General features: G+C 48.8%; 18 protein-coding genes. 8 read left to right on the plus strand and 10 right to left on the minus strand.

The window, feature by feature from the left end; all coding sequences use genetic code 11:
- Positions 1 to 38 precede the first annotated feature (38 nt).
- The 4 genes from csgC to clsC all read left to right on the plus strand — a co-directional run bounded on the left by csgC (position 39) and on the right by clsC (position 2,855).
- Entirely contained in the window at positions 39 to 371 is a 333-nt protein-coding gene (gene csgC, locus ESM_RS0107300) for a curli assembly chaperone CsgC (protein ID WP_000992824.1), read from the plus strand.
- 121 nt (positions 372 to 492) lie between these two features.
- Positions 493 to 804, plus strand: coding sequence for a type 1 fimbrial protein (locus ESM_RS0107305; RefSeq protein ID WP_000489594.1), 312 nt, complete (start codon positions 493 to 495; stop codon positions 802 to 804).
- 94 nt (positions 805 to 898) lie between these two features.
- A complete protein-coding gene (ymdB, locus tag ESM_RS0107310) occupies positions 899 to 1,432 on the plus strand; it encodes an O-acetyl-ADP-ribose deacetylase (RefSeq protein ID WP_000842235.1) in 534 nt (177 codons plus the stop codon).
- Positions 1,374 to 2,855 carry a cardiolipin synthase ClsC gene (gene clsC / locus ESM_RS0107315; RefSeq protein ID WP_001516165.1) on the plus strand — a complete coding sequence of 494 codons (1,482 nt, stop codon included), beginning with the start codon at positions 1,374 to 1,376 and terminating at the stop codon, positions 2,853 to 2,855. Before ymdB ends, clsC begins: the two co-directional genes overlap by 59 nt.
- Positions 2,856 to 2,862: 7 nt before the next feature.
- Here clsC and mdoC read toward each other — a convergent pair whose 3' ends face one another.
- Entirely contained in the window at positions 2,863 to 4,020 is a 1,158-nt protein-coding gene (gene mdoC, locus ESM_RS0107320) for a glucans biosynthesis protein MdoC (RefSeq protein ID WP_001070369.1), read from the minus strand.
- Between the two features lie 393 nt (positions 4,021 to 4,413).
- Between mdoC and mdoG the strand changes: the two genes are divergently transcribed.
- The 3 genes from mdoG (at position 4,414) to ESM_RS0107335 (ending at position 8,850) form a co-directional block, all read left to right on the plus strand.
- Positions 4,414 to 5,949, plus strand: a complete 1,536-nt coding sequence (gene mdoG, locus ESM_RS0107325) for a glucans biosynthesis protein MdoG (RefSeq protein ID WP_010377222.1) — start codon at positions 4,414 to 4,416, stop codon at positions 5,947 to 5,949.
- Positions 5,942 to 8,485 (plus strand): glucans biosynthesis glucosyltransferase MdoH, encoded by a 2,544-nt coding sequence (mdoH, locus tag ESM_RS0107330; RefSeq protein WP_010377224.1) that lies wholly within the window; start codon positions 5,942 to 5,944, stop codon positions 8,483 to 8,485. Before mdoG ends, mdoH begins: the two co-directional genes overlap by 8 nt.
- A 137-nt stretch (positions 8,486 to 8,622) precedes the next feature.
- Positions 8,623 to 8,850, plus strand: a complete 228-nt coding sequence (locus ESM_RS0107335) for a YceK/YidQ family lipoprotein (RefSeq protein WP_001211026.1) — start codon at positions 8,623 to 8,625, stop codon at positions 8,848 to 8,850.
- Here ESM_RS0107335 and ESM_RS0107340 read toward each other — a convergent pair whose 3' ends face one another.
- The 3 genes from ESM_RS0107340 to lpxL form a co-directional block, all read right to left on the minus strand.
- Positions 8,851 to 9,225 carry a MysB family protein gene (locus ESM_RS0107340; RefSeq protein ID WP_001516169.1) on the minus strand — a complete coding sequence of 125 codons (375 nt, stop codon included), beginning with the start codon at positions 9,223 to 9,225 and terminating at the stop codon, positions 8,851 to 8,853.
- An 82-nt stretch (positions 9,226 to 9,307) separates the two neighbouring features.
- The gene (gene mdtG / locus ESM_RS0107345) at positions 9,308 to 10,534 is read right to left on the minus strand and encodes a multidrug efflux MFS transporter MdtG (RefSeq protein WP_000075038.1); all 1,227 of its coding nucleotides are present in this window, start codon (positions 10,532 to 10,534) and stop codon (positions 9,308 to 9,310) included.
- A 177-nt stretch (positions 10,535 to 10,711) separates the two neighbouring features.
- Positions 10,712 to 11,632, minus strand: a complete 921-nt coding sequence (lpxL, locus tag ESM_RS0107350; protein ID WP_001516170.1) for a kdo(2)-lipid IV(A) lauroyltransferase — start codon at positions 11,630 to 11,632, stop codon at positions 10,712 to 10,714.
- 223 nt (positions 11,633 to 11,855) lie between these two features.
- Between lpxL and trhO the strand changes: the two genes are divergently transcribed.
- Positions 11,856 to 12,908 (plus strand): oxygen-dependent tRNA uridine(34) hydroxylase TrhO, encoded by a 1,053-nt coding sequence (trhO, locus tag ESM_RS0107355; RefSeq protein ID WP_001144620.1) that lies wholly within the window; start codon positions 11,856 to 11,858, stop codon positions 12,906 to 12,908.
- Positions 12,909 to 12,949: 41 nt separating this feature from the next.
- Here trhO and ESM_RS0107360 read toward each other — a convergent pair whose 3' ends face one another.
- The 6 genes from ESM_RS0107360 to dinI form a co-directional block, all read right to left on the minus strand.
- Positions 12,950 to 13,525, minus strand: a complete 576-nt coding sequence (locus tag ESM_RS0107360) for a YceI family protein (protein ID WP_000749251.1) — start codon at positions 13,523 to 13,525, stop codon at positions 12,950 to 12,952.
- Between the two features lie 3 nt (positions 13,526 to 13,528).
- Positions 13,529 to 14,095: a cytochrome b gene (locus tag ESM_RS0107365; protein WP_010377234.1), complete on the minus strand. Its 567-nt coding sequence runs from the start codon at positions 14,093 to 14,095 to the stop codon at positions 13,529 to 13,531.
- A gap of 261 nt (positions 14,096 to 14,356) precedes the next feature.
- Entirely contained in the window at positions 14,357 to 14,470 is a 114-nt protein-coding gene (locus ESM_RS1000000126405; protein ID WP_001253738.1) for a YceO family protein, read from the minus strand.
- Between the two features lie 48 nt (positions 14,471 to 14,518).
- Positions 14,519 to 15,637 carry an N-methyl-L-tryptophan oxidase gene (solA, locus tag ESM_RS0107375; RefSeq protein ID WP_000872747.1) on the minus strand — a complete coding sequence of 373 codons (1,119 nt, stop codon included), beginning with the start codon at positions 15,635 to 15,637 and terminating at the stop codon, positions 14,519 to 14,521.
- Between the two features lie 114 nt (positions 15,638 to 15,751).
- Positions 15,752 to 16,006, minus strand: a complete 255-nt coding sequence (gene bssS, locus ESM_RS0107380; protein ID WP_000414435.1) for a biofilm formation regulator BssS — start codon at positions 16,004 to 16,006, stop codon at positions 15,752 to 15,754.
- A 275-nt stretch (positions 16,007 to 16,281) separates the two neighbouring features.
- Positions 16,282 to 16,527 carry a DNA damage-inducible protein I gene (dinI, locus tag ESM_RS0107385; protein ID WP_001217758.1) on the minus strand — a complete coding sequence of 82 codons (246 nt, stop codon included), beginning with the start codon at positions 16,525 to 16,527 and terminating at the stop codon, positions 16,282 to 16,284.
- Positions 16,528 to 16,560: the final 33 nt, after the last annotated feature.

A 16,560-nucleotide genomic window follows, 5' to 3' on the forward strand; every position in this document is an offset into this window, starting at 1 on the left:
AACAGGGCGTAAGCCCTGTTTTTTTTCGGGAGAATAGTATGAACGCGTTATTACTTCTCGCGGCGCTTTCCAGCCAGATAACCTTTAATACGACCCAGCAAGGCGACATGTACACCATTATCCCTGAAGTCACCCTGACACAATCTTGCCTGTGTCGGGTACAAATATTGTCTCTGCGCGAAGGCAGTTCTGGGCAAAGCCAGACGAAGCAAGAAAAGACCCTCTCAGTGCCCGCTAATCAACCCATTGCTTTGACAAAATTGAGCTTAAATATTTCCCCGGACGATCGAGTGAAAATAGTTGTTACTGTTTCTGATGGACAGTCACTGCATTTATCACAACAATGGCCGCCATCTTCAGGAAAGTCTTAATGCGTTGATATATTGAGCATAAAATGAATCGGGAGAGAATGGTCTGATGCGAATCGGCCAACCTGACAGTATGGATAACAGCAACCCTCAAGGATGATTAATCATTGAGGAAATAGAATAAATGTTCAGACCATTTTTAAACTCTCTTATGCTCGGCAGTCTGGTTTACCCTTTTATTGCCATCGCAGGCAGTAATGCACAAGGTGGCGTGATCTATTTTCGTGGTCAAATTGTAGAACCGACATGTGATGTCAGTACTCTTCAGGCACCACCAGAAATGACCTGTATGCAGAATGGTTCGGTTCCGGACAAAACCTATTCCAGCAAAGAGTTGATGAGCGGTAACGTCAAAAATCCGCAAATTGCCTCAGTAAAAGTGCAGTACCTTGATGAGCAGAAAAAGCTGGCTGTGATGAACATCGAATATAACTAAGTTTCTGAGCAACTCACGTTGCTGACAACAAAAATGCGATTTCCCTAAAAGCCCTGCTGTACACTTAAGGAACAAGATGGTGTAAGGAGGCGTTATGAAATCGCGTATTCATGTTGTGCAGGGTGATATTACCAAACTGGCCGTTGATGTTATTGTTAATGCGGCAAATCCATCATTAATGGGGGGCGGTGGTGTTGATGGCGCTATTCATCGCGCTGCTGGTCCGGCCTTGCTGGATGCTTGTTTAAAAGTTCGTCAGCAACAGGGCGATTGCCCTACGGGACATGCAGTCATTACTCTTGCAGGCGATCTTCCTGCCAAAGCAGTTGTGCATACCGTTGGGCCAGTCTGGCGCGGGGGCGAACAAAATGAAGACCAGTTATTGCAGGATGCCTATCTCAATAGTCTGCGACTGGTGGCTGCGAACGGTTATTCGTCAGTGGCTTTTCCTGCCATTAGCACTGGTGTATATGGTTACCCGCGTGCTGCTGCGGCTGAAATAGCTGTAAAAACCGTTTCGGAATTTATTACCCGTCACGCTTTACCTGAGCAAGTATACTTTGTCTGTTATGATGCAGAAAACGCCCACCTCTACGAAAGACTCCTTACCCAACAAGGAGATGAATGATTTGCCCCGGCTGGCGAGCGCGGTGCTGCCGTTGTGCTCGCAACATCCTGGAAAATGCGGCATTTTCCCTCTTGATAAAAGCCTGGATGCGTTTGCCGCAAGATATTATCTGGCGGAAATGGCGGAACATACGCTGGATGTTCAGTACTACATTTGGCAGGACGATATGTCGGGGCGGTTGCTGTTTTCCGCCCTGTTAGCCGCAGCGAAGCGTGGCGTTCGCGTCCGGTTGTTGCTCGATGACAACAATACCCCCGGGCTTGATGACATTTTACGCTTGCTCGATAGTCACCCGCGTATTGAAGTCCGGCTTTTCAATCCTTTCTCGTTTCGTTTGTTGCGCCCGCTTGGCTATATCACCGATTTTTCCCGCCTCAATCGCCGTATGCATAATAAAAGTTTTACCGTTGATGGTGTGGTAACGCTGGTGGGCGGGCGAAACATTGGCGACGCTTATTTTGGTGCGGGGGAAGAGCCGCTTTTTTCTGATTTAGATGTCATGGCAATCGGGCCAGTTGTTGAGGACGTTGCCGATGATTTCGCCCGCTACTGGTATTGCAAATCGGTTTCACCGTTGCAGCAGGTGCTGGATGTTCCCGATGGCGAAATGGCTGACCGTATTGAGCTACCTGCGTCCTGGTACAACGACAGCGGGACACATCGCTATTTGCGCCAAATGGAGTTAAGTCCTTTTATAAATCAACTGGTTGACGGGACATTGCCGCTAATCTGGGCAAGAACGCGTTTATTAAGTGATGATCCCGCGAAAGGGGAGGGCAAGGCAAAACGCCATTCACTGCTGCCGCAACGTCTGTTCGATATCATGGGCTCACCCAGCGAACGTATTGATATTATCTCTTCCTATTTTGTGCCAACGCGCGCGGGAGTGGCGCAGCTTTTACGAATGGTGAGAAAAGGGGTCAAGATAGCTATCTTAACCAATTCACTTGCCGCTAACGATGTCGCTGTCGTTCATGCCGGGTATGCCCGCTGGCGCAAAAAATTGCTCCGCTATGGCGTTGAATTATATGAACTGAAGCCGACGCGGGAACAGAGCGGAACGCTGCACGATCGCGGTATAACCGGGAATTCTGGCGCAAGTCTGCATGCCAAAACGTTTAGTGTCGATGGCAAAATAGTGTTTATTGGCTCATTCAATTTCGATCCGCGTTCAACGCTGCTCAATACTGAAATGGGCCTGGTGATAGAGAGTGAAACGCTGGCGCAATTAATCGATAAACGCTTTATGCAGAGTCAGTATGATGCGGCCTGGCAGCTCCGTTTGGATCGTTGGGGAAGGATCAACTGGGTCGATCGTCATGGGAAGGAAGATATTATCCTCAAAAAAGAACCCGCAACCAGTTTCTGGAAGCGGGTTATGGTCAGACTGGCGTCAATATTGCCCGTTGAATGGTTATTATAAACGTGGCTTAACGGGCTGGCGCTTTATCATTCTCACGCTTCACGTTCGGTTTGCCAGAGAATAAAAACTTCAGCAACGGAATGCGTAAATGAATTTCGTACAGAATTATCGCAATCCCTATCACAAATATCAGACCGCAGAGAAAACCAAGCCAATTTGAGGTGATATGCGGGGTGATGTATGCGCCGAAAAAGAGCGTTAACGGGTGGTGAACCAGGTAGATAAACAGCGACGCGTTGACAAAATAAGTTACCCGTGCCGACTGAAAATTAAGCAGGCGGTGGCCGAAGGAGAAGACCACATTAACCATCCACAGTCCGAGCACCATCGTGATCACCGACTCAGTTTCATACATCCAAGCATCGCCACTGCCGTAACGTTGATTGAGCAAATAAGCCATAAATGCCAGTGCTGCCGCGAGGGTACAGCCGCGAGATGGGGTGGTAAACAAAGCTTTAAGGTTAGGAAAAATGAAAGCCAGTGCACCGAGAATAAAGAACGGCATATAAAACAGCGTCTGCATGAAAATAAAATTGAACATGCCATCGCTTAAAATGGGCGGATAAATGATAAATAGTGTTCTTCTTATTGCTGCATAGCCAACACCCAGACAGAAAAATAATATCGATAGCTTAACCATCGAGAAAGATTTATTCGCCTTATCTGCATTTTCTAAATTATTTCTGATGCGCTTAAATATCCACACGCACAGTGTCGTCATAACGACCAGCACCAGTAAAAACCACAGATGCGAGACTAATTCCCAGGCCAGAGTATTATATTTGTCATACAATGATAGCCCAGGCCAGCTTTCCGCTTTGCCTTTGACATATTGCAGCATAATGAATTGCGGCAAGGTGAGCAGGGGAATTGCCGTTAACATCGGGATACCTACGCGCTCAACGCGCACTTTCCACCATTTTTTCAATGGGTAGCGCAAAAACAACATGTAGGAAAAATACCCGGAAATAACGAAAAATACCTGCATACGGAAGGCGTGGATAAAATCGTTAAAAAGCGTCAGCCACCATGATGGTTCTGCGCTATTCACATGCCAGGTGTGGCTTGAATAAATTAAAGAAATATGAAAAGGGATCCCTAACAACATCAACCATGCGCGGATGGAGTCGAGGAAATATTCACGCTGCGCGGGTACTGGATTCATATATGGTTAACTAATCTCGGATTTTTCGTCTTATCCCGACCGGGTAATGCCTTTAGGCTTTTGCCGTAGCGACACCGACCTGGCCACATGTGGCGCAGATTTCAAGTGTGTTTTTATGCGGCATAACCGCTACCACGAACCAAAATGGAAGCGCCTGTAAGACGGTTGATAAATAAATTTGCTGGCAAACCCTACACGAACTCGCTCCTTCTGTCTTTAGGAGAAGCACGGAAAGTGAAAACGGTTGCAATCAGGTGCTTAATCCATGAGCCGGTACGCCGAATAATACCGGGATTCTGTTGTCGGAATGGCTGGTTATCCATTAAAATAGATCGGATCGATATAAGCACACAAAGGGGGAAGTGCTTACTTATTATGAAACATAAACTACAAATGATGAAAATGCGTTGGTTGAGCGCTGCAGTAATGTTAACTCTGTATACATCGCCAGGCTGGGCCTTCAGCATTGACGATGTCGCAAAGCAAGCTCAATCCTTAGCCGGGAAAGGCTATGAGGCACCTAAAAGTAACTTGCCCTCCGTTTTCCGCGACATGAAATACGCGGACTATCAGCAGATCCAGTTTAATCATGACAAAGCCTACTGGAACAATCTGAAGACCCCATTCAAGCTCGAGTTCTACCATCAAGGTATGTACTTCGACACGCCGGTCAAAATCAACGAAGTCACCGCAACGGCAGTAAAAAGAATCAAATACAGTCCGGATTATTTCACTTTCGGTGATGTTCAGCATGACAAAGACACGGTAAAAGACCTTGGCTTCGCCGGTTTTAAAGTGCTTTACCCGATCAACAGCAAAGATAAAAACGATGAAATCGTCAGCATGCTCGGGGCCAGCTATTTTCGCGTGATTGGCGCAGGTCAGGTTTACGGTCTTTCTGCCCGTGGCCTGGCAATTGATACCGCTTTGCCATCCGGTGAAGAATTTCCGCGATTTAAAGAATTCTGGATCGAGCGTCCAAAACCGACTGACAAACGTTTAACGATTTATGCGCTGCTTGATTCGCCGCGTGCGACAGGCGCTTACAAGTTCGTTGTTATGCCGGGACGTGACACGGTTGTTGATGTGCAATCGAAAATTTACCTGCGCGATAAAGTCGGCAAACTGGGCGTTGCACCGTTAACCAGTATGTTCCTGTTCGGGCCGAATCAGCCATCTCCGGCGAATAACTATCGTCCGGAATTGCACGATTCTAACGGCCTTTCTATCCATGCTGGTAATGGTGAGTGGATCTGGCGTCCGCTGAACAACCCGAAACATCTGGCGATCAGCAGTTTCTCGATGGAGAACCCTCAAGGTTTCGGTCTACTGCAACGCGGCCGCGATTTCTCCCGTTTTGAAGATCTCGACGATCGTTATGATTTGCGTCCTAGCGCCTGGGTAACGCCGAAAGGGGAGTGGGGTAAAGGCAGCGTTGAGCTGGTAGAAATTCCAACCAACGATGAAACCAACGATAACATCGTCGCTTACTGGACACCGGATCAGTTGCCGGAGCCGGGCAAAGAGATGAACTTTAAATACACCATCACCTTCAGTCGTGACGAAGACAAACTTCACGCGCCTGATAACGCCTGGGTGCAGCAGACGCGTCGTTCAACGGGCGATGTAAAGCAGTCGAACCTGATTCGCCAGCCTGATGGCACTATTGCCTTTGTGGTCGATTTCACCGGCGCAGAAATGAAAAAACTGCCAGAGGATACGCCGGTCACCGCGCAAACCAGCATTGGCGATAATGGTGAGATTGTCGAAAGCACGGTGCGTTATAACCCGGTTACTAAAGGCTGGCGTCTGGTGATGCGTGTGAAAGTGAAAGATGCCAAGAAAACCACTGAAATGCGTGCTGCGCTGGTGAATGCCGATCAGACGTTGAGTGAAACCTGGAGCTACCAGTTACCTGCCAATGAATAAGACAACCGAGTACATTGACGCAATGCCCATCTCTGCAAGCGAGAAAGCGGCATTGCCGAAGACCGATATCCGCGCTGTTCATCAGGCGCTGGATGCTGAACACCGGATCTATGCGCGGGAGGATGACTCCCCACAAGGCTCGGTAAAGGCACGTCTGGAACAAGCCTGGCCTGATTCGCTTGCTGATGGACAGTTAATTAAAGACGACGAAGGACGCGACCAGCTTCAGGCAATGCCGAAAGCAAAACGCTCCTCTATGTTTCCCGATCCGTGGCGAACTAATCCGGTAGGGCGATTCTGGGATCGTCTGCGTGGGCGCGATGTGACGCCGCGCTATCTGGCCCGGTTGACCAAAGAAGAGCAGGAAAGTGAGCAAAAGTGGCGTACCGTCGGGACAATCCGTCGTTACATCCTGCTTATCCTGACGTTGGCGCAAACTGTTGTCGCCACCTGGTACATGAAGACGATTCTGCCGTATCAGGGATGGGCGTTGATTAATCCGGTTGATATGGTTGGTCAGGATCTGTGGGTTTCCTTTATGCAGCTCCTGCCTTATATGCTGCAAACCGGCATTCTGATCCTCTTCGCTGTTCTTTTCTGTTGGGTGTCTGCCGGGTTCTGGACGGCGCTGATGGGCTTCCTGCAGTTACTTATTGGTCGCGATAAATACAGTATATCTGCGTCAACCGTTGGTGATGAGCCGTTAAATCCGGAGCATCGCACGGCATTGATCATGCCTATTTGTAATGAGGATGTGAACCGCGTCTTTGCAGGCTTGCGCGCAACGTGGGAATCGGTAAAAGCCACCGGCAATGCTCAACACTTTGATGTCTATATTCTGAGTGACAGCTACAACCCAGACATCTGTGTGGCAGAACAAAAAGCGTGGATGGAGCTGATCGCTGAAGTCGGTGGCGAAGGTCAGATTTTCTATCGCCGTCGCCGTCGTCGCGTGAAGCGTAAGAGCGGTAATATCGATGACTTCTGCCGTCGTTGGGGCAGTCAGTACAGCTACATGGTGGTGCTGGATGCCGACTCAGTGATGACCGGTGATTGCTTGTGTGGTCTGGTGCGCCTGATGGAAGCCAATCCGAATGCCGGGATTATCCAGTCTTCACCGAAAGCGTCCGGTATGGATACGCTGTATGCGCGCTGCCAGCAGTTTGCTACCCGTGTCTATGGGCCATTGTTCACTGCCGGTTTGCACTTCTGGCAACTCGGTGAGTCGCACTACTGGGGGCATAACGCGATAATCCGCGTGAAACCGTTTATCGAGCATTGTGCGCTGGCACCGCTGCCTGGTGAAGGATCATTTGCTGGTTCAATTCTTTCGCATGACTTTGTGGAAGCCGCACTGATGCGCCGTGCAGGCTGGGGGGTATGGATTGCTTACGATCTTCCTGGCTCTTATGAAGAGTTGCCGCCTAATCTGCTTGATGAGCTAAAACGTGACCGCCGCTGGTGCCACGGTAACTTGATGAACTTCCGTCTGTTCCTGGTGAAAGGGATGCACCCGGTACACCGCGCGGTGTTCCTGACAGGTGTGATGTCTTATCTTTCCGCACCGCTGTGGTTTATGTTCCTCGCGCTTTCTACCGCATTGCAGGTAGTGCACGCGCTGACCGAGCCGCAATACTTTCTGCAACCACGGCAGTTGTTCCCGGTGTGGCCACAGTGGCGTCCTGAACTGGCTATTGCGCTGTTTGCCTCGACCATGGTGCTGCTGTTCCTGCCGAAGTTGTTGAGTATTTTGCTCATCTGGTGCAAAGGGACGAAAGAGTATGGCGGCTTCTGGCGCGTGACGTTATCGTTGTTGTTAGAAGTGCTGTTCTCCGTGTTGTTGGCACCGGTACGCATGCTGTTTCATACGGTATTCGTGGTCAGCGCCTTCCTCGGTTGGGAAGTGGTGTGGAATTCACCGCAGCGTGATGATGACTCCACTTCCTGGGGCGAAGCGTTTAAACGCCACGGCTCTCAGTTATTGCTGGGGTTAGTGTGGGCGGTCGGTATGGCGTGGCTGGATCTGCGTTTTCTGTTCTGGCTGGCACCGATTGTCTTCTCGTTGATCCTGTCACCGTTTGTTTCGGTGATCTCCAGCCGTACAACCGTTGGTTTGCGCACGAAACGCTGGAAACTGTTCCTGATCCCGGAAGAGTATTCACCGCCGCAGGTACTGGTCGATACCGATCGTTTCCTTGAGATGAACCGTCAACGTTCTCTCGACGATGGCTTTATGCACGCGGTGTTTAATCCGTCGTTTAATGCCCTGGCAATGGCAATGGCCACCGCGCGTCACCGCGCCAGTAAGGTGCTGGAAATCGCCCGCGATCGCCACGTTGAACAGGCGCTGAACGAGACGCCAGAGAAGCTGAATCGCGATCGCCGCCTGGTGCTGTTGAGCGATCCGGTGACCATGGCACGCCTGCATTTCCGTGTGTGGAATTCCCCGGAGAAATATTCTTCATGGGTGAGTTACTACGAAGGGATAAAGCTGAATCCACTGGCATTACGTAAACCGGATGTGGCTTCGCAATAAAGCGTAGTTACCTGCAATATATTGAATTTGCAAGGTTTCGTAGATCGGATAAGGCGTTCACGCCACATCCGGCAAAAACAACGAGCCAATAAAAATACCGGCGTAATGCCGGTATTTTTTTACAGAAGAGGGTACGAATGCGTTTCATTTTGGTAGGCATCATGGTTGCTTTGCTGAGTGGTTGTGGCAGCATCATCAGCCGCACCATACCGGGGCAGGGGCATGGCAATCAATATTATCCAGGTGTGCAATGGGATGTGCGTGACTCCGCATGGCGCTATGTCACGATCCTTGATCTTCCATTCTCTTTAGTCTTTGATACCTTACTGCTGCCGATCGATATTCACCACGGAGCATATGAGTAATTAACGTTCATCCCACTCATCGGCTGCTGTGCGCCCTTCTTCGGTATCCAGCGGAGGCTCAAGCTGGAATTCGCCTTCGTCCCATTCATGCAGAGTATTTTCTTCCTGCCATTCCTGGCGGATTTCAATCTCATCATAATCGCCATCAAATATGCTCTGTGCGGCTTCTCCACTGAACATTGGCAGGCATTCACCTTCTTCGCCTTCATCGGCGTAAAACTCAACCTGCCACATAATGTCGCCATCTTGCAGAATGTATTTTTGGACATTGAACTGTTGCACATTCGCTTCTTCGGCGTCGATGCCGGGATTGTCAGCAAGAAATTCTTCGCGTGCGGCATCAATGGCTTCTTCAAGCGTTGCGTACATAGTCATCACGATTCTCCCTTTGATTTGATGAGGTATTCAGGGAAAGAATAGCTGATTCTCCGCTTTTGCAAGTATGAAAGGCGAAAAATCAGTTCGATACCTGGGGGAATCGGCGGCGACGCAGGCTGTTCCAGGAATAGACAGCGTTAAACAGAACGACTCCGGCAGTAACCAGAAATACTGCCCGGAAGCCATAGTTTGCTGAGATAGCGGCCCCCATCAATGGCCCCGTAACGTTGCCAATATCACGAAACGACTGGTTATAACTGAAAATGCGACCGGCGATTTGGTTGGTCGAATTGTAAACCAGCAGCGTCTGTACGGCGGGGAGCAAAGCACCATCTGCAGCACCGAGTAAAAACCGTAAAATCCCCAGTTGCAATGGCGTCTGGACATAAGACATTGGGATCAACAGCAGTACAGAAAAGATCAGCGCAGTTATCAGAATCTTTTCTGGTCCGATTCGATCGCCAAGTTTGCCGAGTCGTGGTGCGCTAAGTAGAGCTGCCACGCCGGGGACTGAGGCGATCATCCCGCTGATAAACGCGATATTACTGACGTTGCCGGCCAGTTCGCGGACATACAGCGTCAGGATTGGAGCGATTGAACCGGTGGCAATCTGGATAATTAACGTCGTGACAAACAGGCTGAGTACCAGTTTTGGGTTTTTAAGTGACGTTACGACTTCCCGCATGTGCAGCATCTCTTTTTTGCTGACCGGTTGGAATTTTTCTTTGATACAAAATAGGGTGACAAAAAAACAGAGTAGCAGCACGCTAGCGGTGATAAAGAACACCGGACGTAAGCCGTAGCTATCCGCGAGCAGACCGCCAGCCATTGGGCCGAGCAACGCGCCACTAACCCCACCGGTAGAGAGTGTCCCCAGCGCCCAGCCGCTTTTGTTGCGTGGGACCTGGGTGGCGATTAAGGCGTTGGCGTTGGGAACAAATCCACCGAGCAGCCCCAGTAGCGCCCGCAGGATCAGGAACTGCCAGATATTTTGCGCCAACCCCATCAACACCATCACGATGCCCATCCCGAGAGCCGAGCGCAATAGCATAATTTTTCGGCCTTTGCGGTCGGCAAGCCCGCCCCAAAACGGGGAGGCGATAGCAGAAAATAAAAAGGTAATACTGAAGACAATTCCGGACCACATATTCAGCTCACTGTGACCGGTGACGCCAAGTTGCTCAACGTAGAGGGGTAAGAACGGCATCACCAGACTGAAGGCGGCGCCGGTGAGAAAACAACCTAGCCAGGCAACGATCAGGTTTCGTTTCCAGTTTATGGAGGTGTCATTATCAGAGGGTGACATAGCAATCCGCTGTTGGTGCGCCAGGCGCGGTGAACATAAGAAGAAAAAATAAGCACACTAATTATGCGCCTGACTTATAGGTGGTGCAACGCAGAGAGCTTTTATCGCTAAATCAGGGGATTTGATGCTGACAGGCCGGATGTGATGCAGGCATCTTATCCGGCCTGTGAATATGTATTAATAGCGAGAAGGTACGCCTTGCGGGCGCGTTTTAAAGCGACGATGCAGCCACATGTACTGTTCCGGCGCCATCATGATGCATTTTTCTACCACTTTATTCATCCACGCAGCGGTGGTTTCAGCGTTATCCAGCGGAGGTGAACACTCTGGCGGCAGCATGATCAATTGATACCCTTTGCCATCTGGCTTACGACGCGGAACAAACGGCACCAGACACGCACCAGACATTCTGGCCAGCATCCAGGTGCCGCTGGTGGTCGCCGCCTGTTCAACGGCAAACAGCGGCACAAAAACGCTTGAGCGTGGACCGTAATCGTGATCTGGTGCATACCAGACCACTTCGCCTTTCTTCAGTGCTTTAATCATTCCTTTTAAATCTTTGCGATCGAGCATCGATTTATTCGAACGCAGACGCCCCCAGGTTTGCAGCCAGTCGATCAATGGATTATCGTTCGGGCGATAGACACCGATACCCGGTTCCTGCATACCAAATTGCCTTGCGCCCAGTTCCAGAGTCAGAAAATGGATGCCAACTAACAGGATGCCGCGCTTTTGTGCCTGCACGTCACGGATATGTTCCATGCCGATCACTTCTGTCCAACGGGCAACCCGACGGTCCGGCCAGAACCATGCCATGCCAGTCTCCATCAGCCCCATGCCAACGGATTCGAAATTCTTCACCACCATTTCACGGCGTTCCTGTTCACTCATCTCCGGGAAGCACAGTTCCAGGTTGCGGTGCACAATTTTGGCGCGTCGTTTCATAAAACGTAACGCCAGTCGTCCCGCCGCGATGCCGAGGCGGTAGATAATTGGGTAGGGTAACTGAACGACCAACCAAAGTACGCCAATACCCAACCAGGTTAACCAATAACGCGGATGAAGCAGTGCGGTGGAGAACTTGGGTAGATTCGTCATATCAATCCTGTCTTTCAACCTATACGGGCAATTGTATGTATTGTCGCATTTTTTCGTCCGCAACCAAAATTTGTGACCGGGGATTGGGTGAAATTGCCGCGCATGTAAACCATTATTAATTTTTAATGTGCAAATGTAGCGTAAAATGTGTGGATGTTAATTATCGATAATTGCTATATGATGCCGCGGATTTTTACTTACCCACCCGCAGGAACCGTACACCATGCCAGTGTTACACAACCGCATTTCTAATGACGCGCTGAAAGCCAAAATGCTGGCCGAGAGCGAACCACGCACCACCATGTCGTTCTATAAATATTTCCAAATTGCCGATCCCAGGGCGACCCGCGATGCTTTATATCAGCTATTTACTGCGTTGAATGTCTTTGGGCGGGTCTATCTGGCACGTGAAGGGATCAACGCACAAATCAGCGTACCGGCGAGCAACGTAGAGACATTTCGCGCACAGCTTTATGCTTTTGACCCTGCTTTAAACGGATTACGTCTGAATATTGCGCTGGATGATGACGGGAAATCCTTCTGGGTGCTGCGCATGAAAGTCCGCGAACGAATTGTTGCCGATGGTATTGACGATCCTCAATTTGACGCCAGTAACGTCGGGGAATATCTACAAGCGGCGGAAGTGAACGCCATGCTTGACGATCCAGATACGCTGTTTATCGACATGCGCAACCACTATGAATACGAAGTGGGGCATTTTGAAAACGCGCTCGAAATTCCGGCTGATACCTTCCGTGAGCAACTGCCGAAAGCGGTTGAGATGATGCAGGCGCATAAAGATAAAAAAATCGTGATGTACTGCACCGGTGGTATTCGTTGCGAAAAGGCCAGTGCCTGGATGAAACATAGCGGATTCAATAAAGTCTGGCATATCGAAGGCGGCATTATTGAATACGCCCGCAAAGCGCGGGAACAAGGTCTGCCGGTCCGCTTTATTGGTAAAAATTTCGTTTTTGATGAGCGGATGGGAGAGCGCATCTCTGATGAAATTATCGCGCATTGTCATCAATGTGGCACACCGTGCGACAGCCATACCAACTGCAAAAATGATGGTTGCCACCTGCTGTTCATTCAGTGTCCGGCGTGCGCCGAGAAATTCAAAGGCTGTTGTAGTGAGATTTGCTGTGAAGAAAGCGCGTTACCGCCAGAAGAACAGCGACGTCTCCGTGCCGGGCGGGAAAATGGCAATAAGATCTTTAATAAATCACGTGGACGCCTGAACACGACACTGGTTATTCCTGATCCAACAGAATAAACATTCGTGCCGGATGCGTGTCATCCGGCAACATCTCAGCACTACTTCTGTTGTATGCCTTCAACCGAAATAATCAGATCAACTTCCTGCGAAGCCGCGCCTAAATCTGTCTTGATATTGAAGTCTTTTAGCTTAATTTTCCCTTCAGCCTCAAAACCCGCACGTTTACCGCCCCACGGATCGTCGCCCTGGCCAATCAATTTCGCTTCCAGCGTTACTGGTTTGGTCACGCCATTCAGCGTCAGATCACCAGTAATATCCAGCTCGTCACCGTTTTTCTTCACGCTGGTGGAGGAGAATGTTGCCTGCGGATATTTTGCTGTATTAAGGAAATCCGCGCTGCGGAGATGTTTATCGCGCTCGGCGTGATTGGTATCAACACTGGTGGTGTTAATAGTCACATTCACTTTATCGGCTGCAGGATCCTTTTCATCAAACGTAAATGTACCGTCGAAATCTTTAAATGTGCCGTACAACCAACTGTAACCCAGATGCTGGATGCGGAAATTGACAAAGGCGTGCTGGCCTTCTTTGTCAATTTTATAATCGGCGGCGATAGCTGAACCGGCAGAGAACATCAGTGAAGCGAAGGTTAAACCAAGCAGGCTTTTTTTCATTTTTTAAACTCCATAGTCAGATGACGATTTTCCCAGCATGCGCTTCAGGGTGTCGTCTTTATCGATGAAATGATGCTTCAGAGCCATAAATCCGTGCATAACGGACAGAACGACCACGCTCCACGCCAGCCAAAAATGCAGGGCACCGGCTAAGTCAGCCTGCGCGCCAGTATCGGCAAGGGTTGCGGGAACGTCAAACCAGCCAAAAACGCTGATCGGTTTGCCATCGGCGGTAGAGATCAGATAGCCACTGATGCCAATGGCGAAGAGCAAGAGGTATAGCGCAAGATGTCCAGTCTTTGCACCAAGACGAGTCATAAGCGAATAATTTTGCAACGGACCTGGCGGTGGGGATATGACACGCCACAGAATACGAACAACCAGCCCCATCATTAACAGAATACCGATGCTTTTATGCAGTTCTGGTGCTTTGTGATACCAGCCATCGTAATAACTGAGCGTTACCATCCACAGACCCAAAGCAAACATGCCATAGACAATGATTGCACTTAGCCAATGAAAGGCTGTTGATATAACGCCATAGCGTTCAGGGGTATTTGTAAGTGGCATAAGGGCATCCGAAACATATTTGCGAGAGAATGAAAATGGCGTGTCGGAGAATGAATTGCAACTTAAAAATAACAATTCGAATGATATTTATTTTTATTTCAATAATTTTGATTTAATAATGAAGAGATCTTCATAAGTTTAGTTGTTTCAGGATGAGTGAAATCTGGTGAATGCGGTTATTGCAGGAATAAGCTTATTCAAATTTTCACACCAAATGAAAGAGATATTAAATATTTGTCAATTTATGTCAGTGATTACGGGTTAGAAATAAAATACATAGATGAGATCCATAATCGCCAGCAGTGACCAAAGAACAAGATAAAGCATGAAGTGTTCGCGAATATTATTGATGAGATAGTTCACCAAACGACGCATTAAAAAACTCCTGTAAAAACGGCCTCATTTTGGAGGCCGTAATGATGATTATTGGAAGCGGGAAAGTCTGAATGGCGTCAAATCAAAATTGCTTTTTTTGTCTTGTGCAAAGTCAGCGGCTATTTCCCCTAAAACCGACGCAAATTTAAAGCCGTGCCCACTCAGGCCGGTAATCAGCAGCGTATTATCGTGATCGGGCAGGGTATCGATAATAAAATCTTCGTCAGGCGAATTATCATAGGTGCAGGAAGCGCCGTACAGGCAGCAGCCAATACCTGGCAACACCTGGCGCAAGAATGGGAAGGCTTCAGAACCGTCGCTGGTAATTTCCGCAAATGGAACTCGTTCATCCGCGGAATGAATCACCTGACCACCGTTATGTTTACCAATCTTCAGAGCGTCATTTTCGGCAGGAAAACCGTAATATTGATCGCCATTGGGCAGTTCGCCAGTAAACGCCGGAAATTTATTTTTAACGCTATAACGACCATCTGCCTGATACCAGGCAAATACTTTGCGTACTGGCTGAATCGGGAGTTCTGGTAGCAGGTCTTTTACCCAGGTTCCCGCGCAGACGATCACTTTCTTTGCCTGATACTCGCCATCAGCCGTTGTAATGGTTACGCCGTTGTCATCATGGTGAATAGCGGTGACCGGGCAATTAAACAGTTGCGCGCAGCCAGCTTCATTCGCCAGTTTGATCCAGGTTTTAATCGCCAGTTCACTGCGCAAAAAGCCGGAATCAGCTTCAAATAAGCCGATGTAGTTGTCCGGGACGCGTATTTCCGGCCAGCGGGCCATAATCGCTTGCGCATCCAGTTTTTCGACGTTGAGTTGCCACTGTTCCGCACTGTGGGCAACGTTGGTGAGGAATTTGGAGTCAGATGGACCAAGGTTGATGACGCCAGAGCGCACAAAAATAGGGTCTTCTTCGTTGTAATGGGAGAGTTCATCCCACAACGTTTGCGCGCGAAGCACTAACGGAACATATTTTTCGCCTTCACCATAAGCATGGCGAATTAATCGCGTATCACCGTGGTGACTGCCGTGTTGATGTGGTGGCATATGGGCGTCGGTCATCAGCACTTTCAAACCGGCCTGGGTGGCATAATACCCGGCTGCAGCACCTACGGAACCGCTGCCAATAATGATGAGATCGTATTTCATTTTTTTCTCTCTGCTCTCATGGTACAAGCAGAGTAATTAAGTGAATGCAGATATACAACCCAGAAATGGTAAAGGCACCGGTCAGGTGCCTTTTGGGTGGATGGTCATGTCATGTTAATGACGCCGATACTCATTTACATGGAAATCACCAGATTCAATTTTGGCGATTCCTGCTTCTAATATCGAAATAAATTGTCTGGCAACATCAGTAGTTAACCAGAGTGTCTGACCAACTTCAGTCCCTTCCTGCTCGGACTTATTTGGGGTCTGGTAGTGCAAACGCAACATCAGCGCATCATAGCTATCAACGGTGCTGATGTCCCACCCTACGAGCGGATGAGTCTGAATGACTTCATTGTTTTTTTCCATCATGGCCCCCTAATTCGTGTTACTAGACAACGTTATTCGAGGTTCAATGCGTTTTTATCTGAAGCAACTTCAGTATACCAATAAGTAAGGGTGTTCACCGAATTTTTAAAGGGGGAAAGAGATATTTTTTTGGTTTTAAGATTTATATGAACAATAAAACAGCATGTCATTCATATTTTTTTAGCATATTGTGCAATTATTTTGAGGAAGTGTAGAAGATTTGTACGCAAAATAAAAAAGCCGGGGCGACCCGGCAAAACAAACATTACTGCATATTATTCGCTAACGAACCAGTCATCTGCGCTTTCCCATGTTTCTTGCAGAATTTCGCTAATACGTTGTTTATCTTCTTTTGTCGCGCCAATAACCGATAAATTATTGGCTGAAGCATAACGAACAGACACATGGCTTTCGTTATCAGGAAACGCATACTGAATACGGCGGGAAAGTTCACCTGCCAGAGCGTCAATAGCCCCGGCAGGTAATGGAGAAGTTTTCGCGATGGTGACTTCAATTCTCATAATAGCCCCCTGTTAAATATGCTGGTTATTTAT

Source organism: Escherichia sp. TW09308, assembly GCF_000208565.1.
GTDB classification, from domain to species: Bacteria; Pseudomonadota; Gammaproteobacteria; order Enterobacterales; family Enterobacteriaceae; genus Escherichia; species Escherichia marmotae.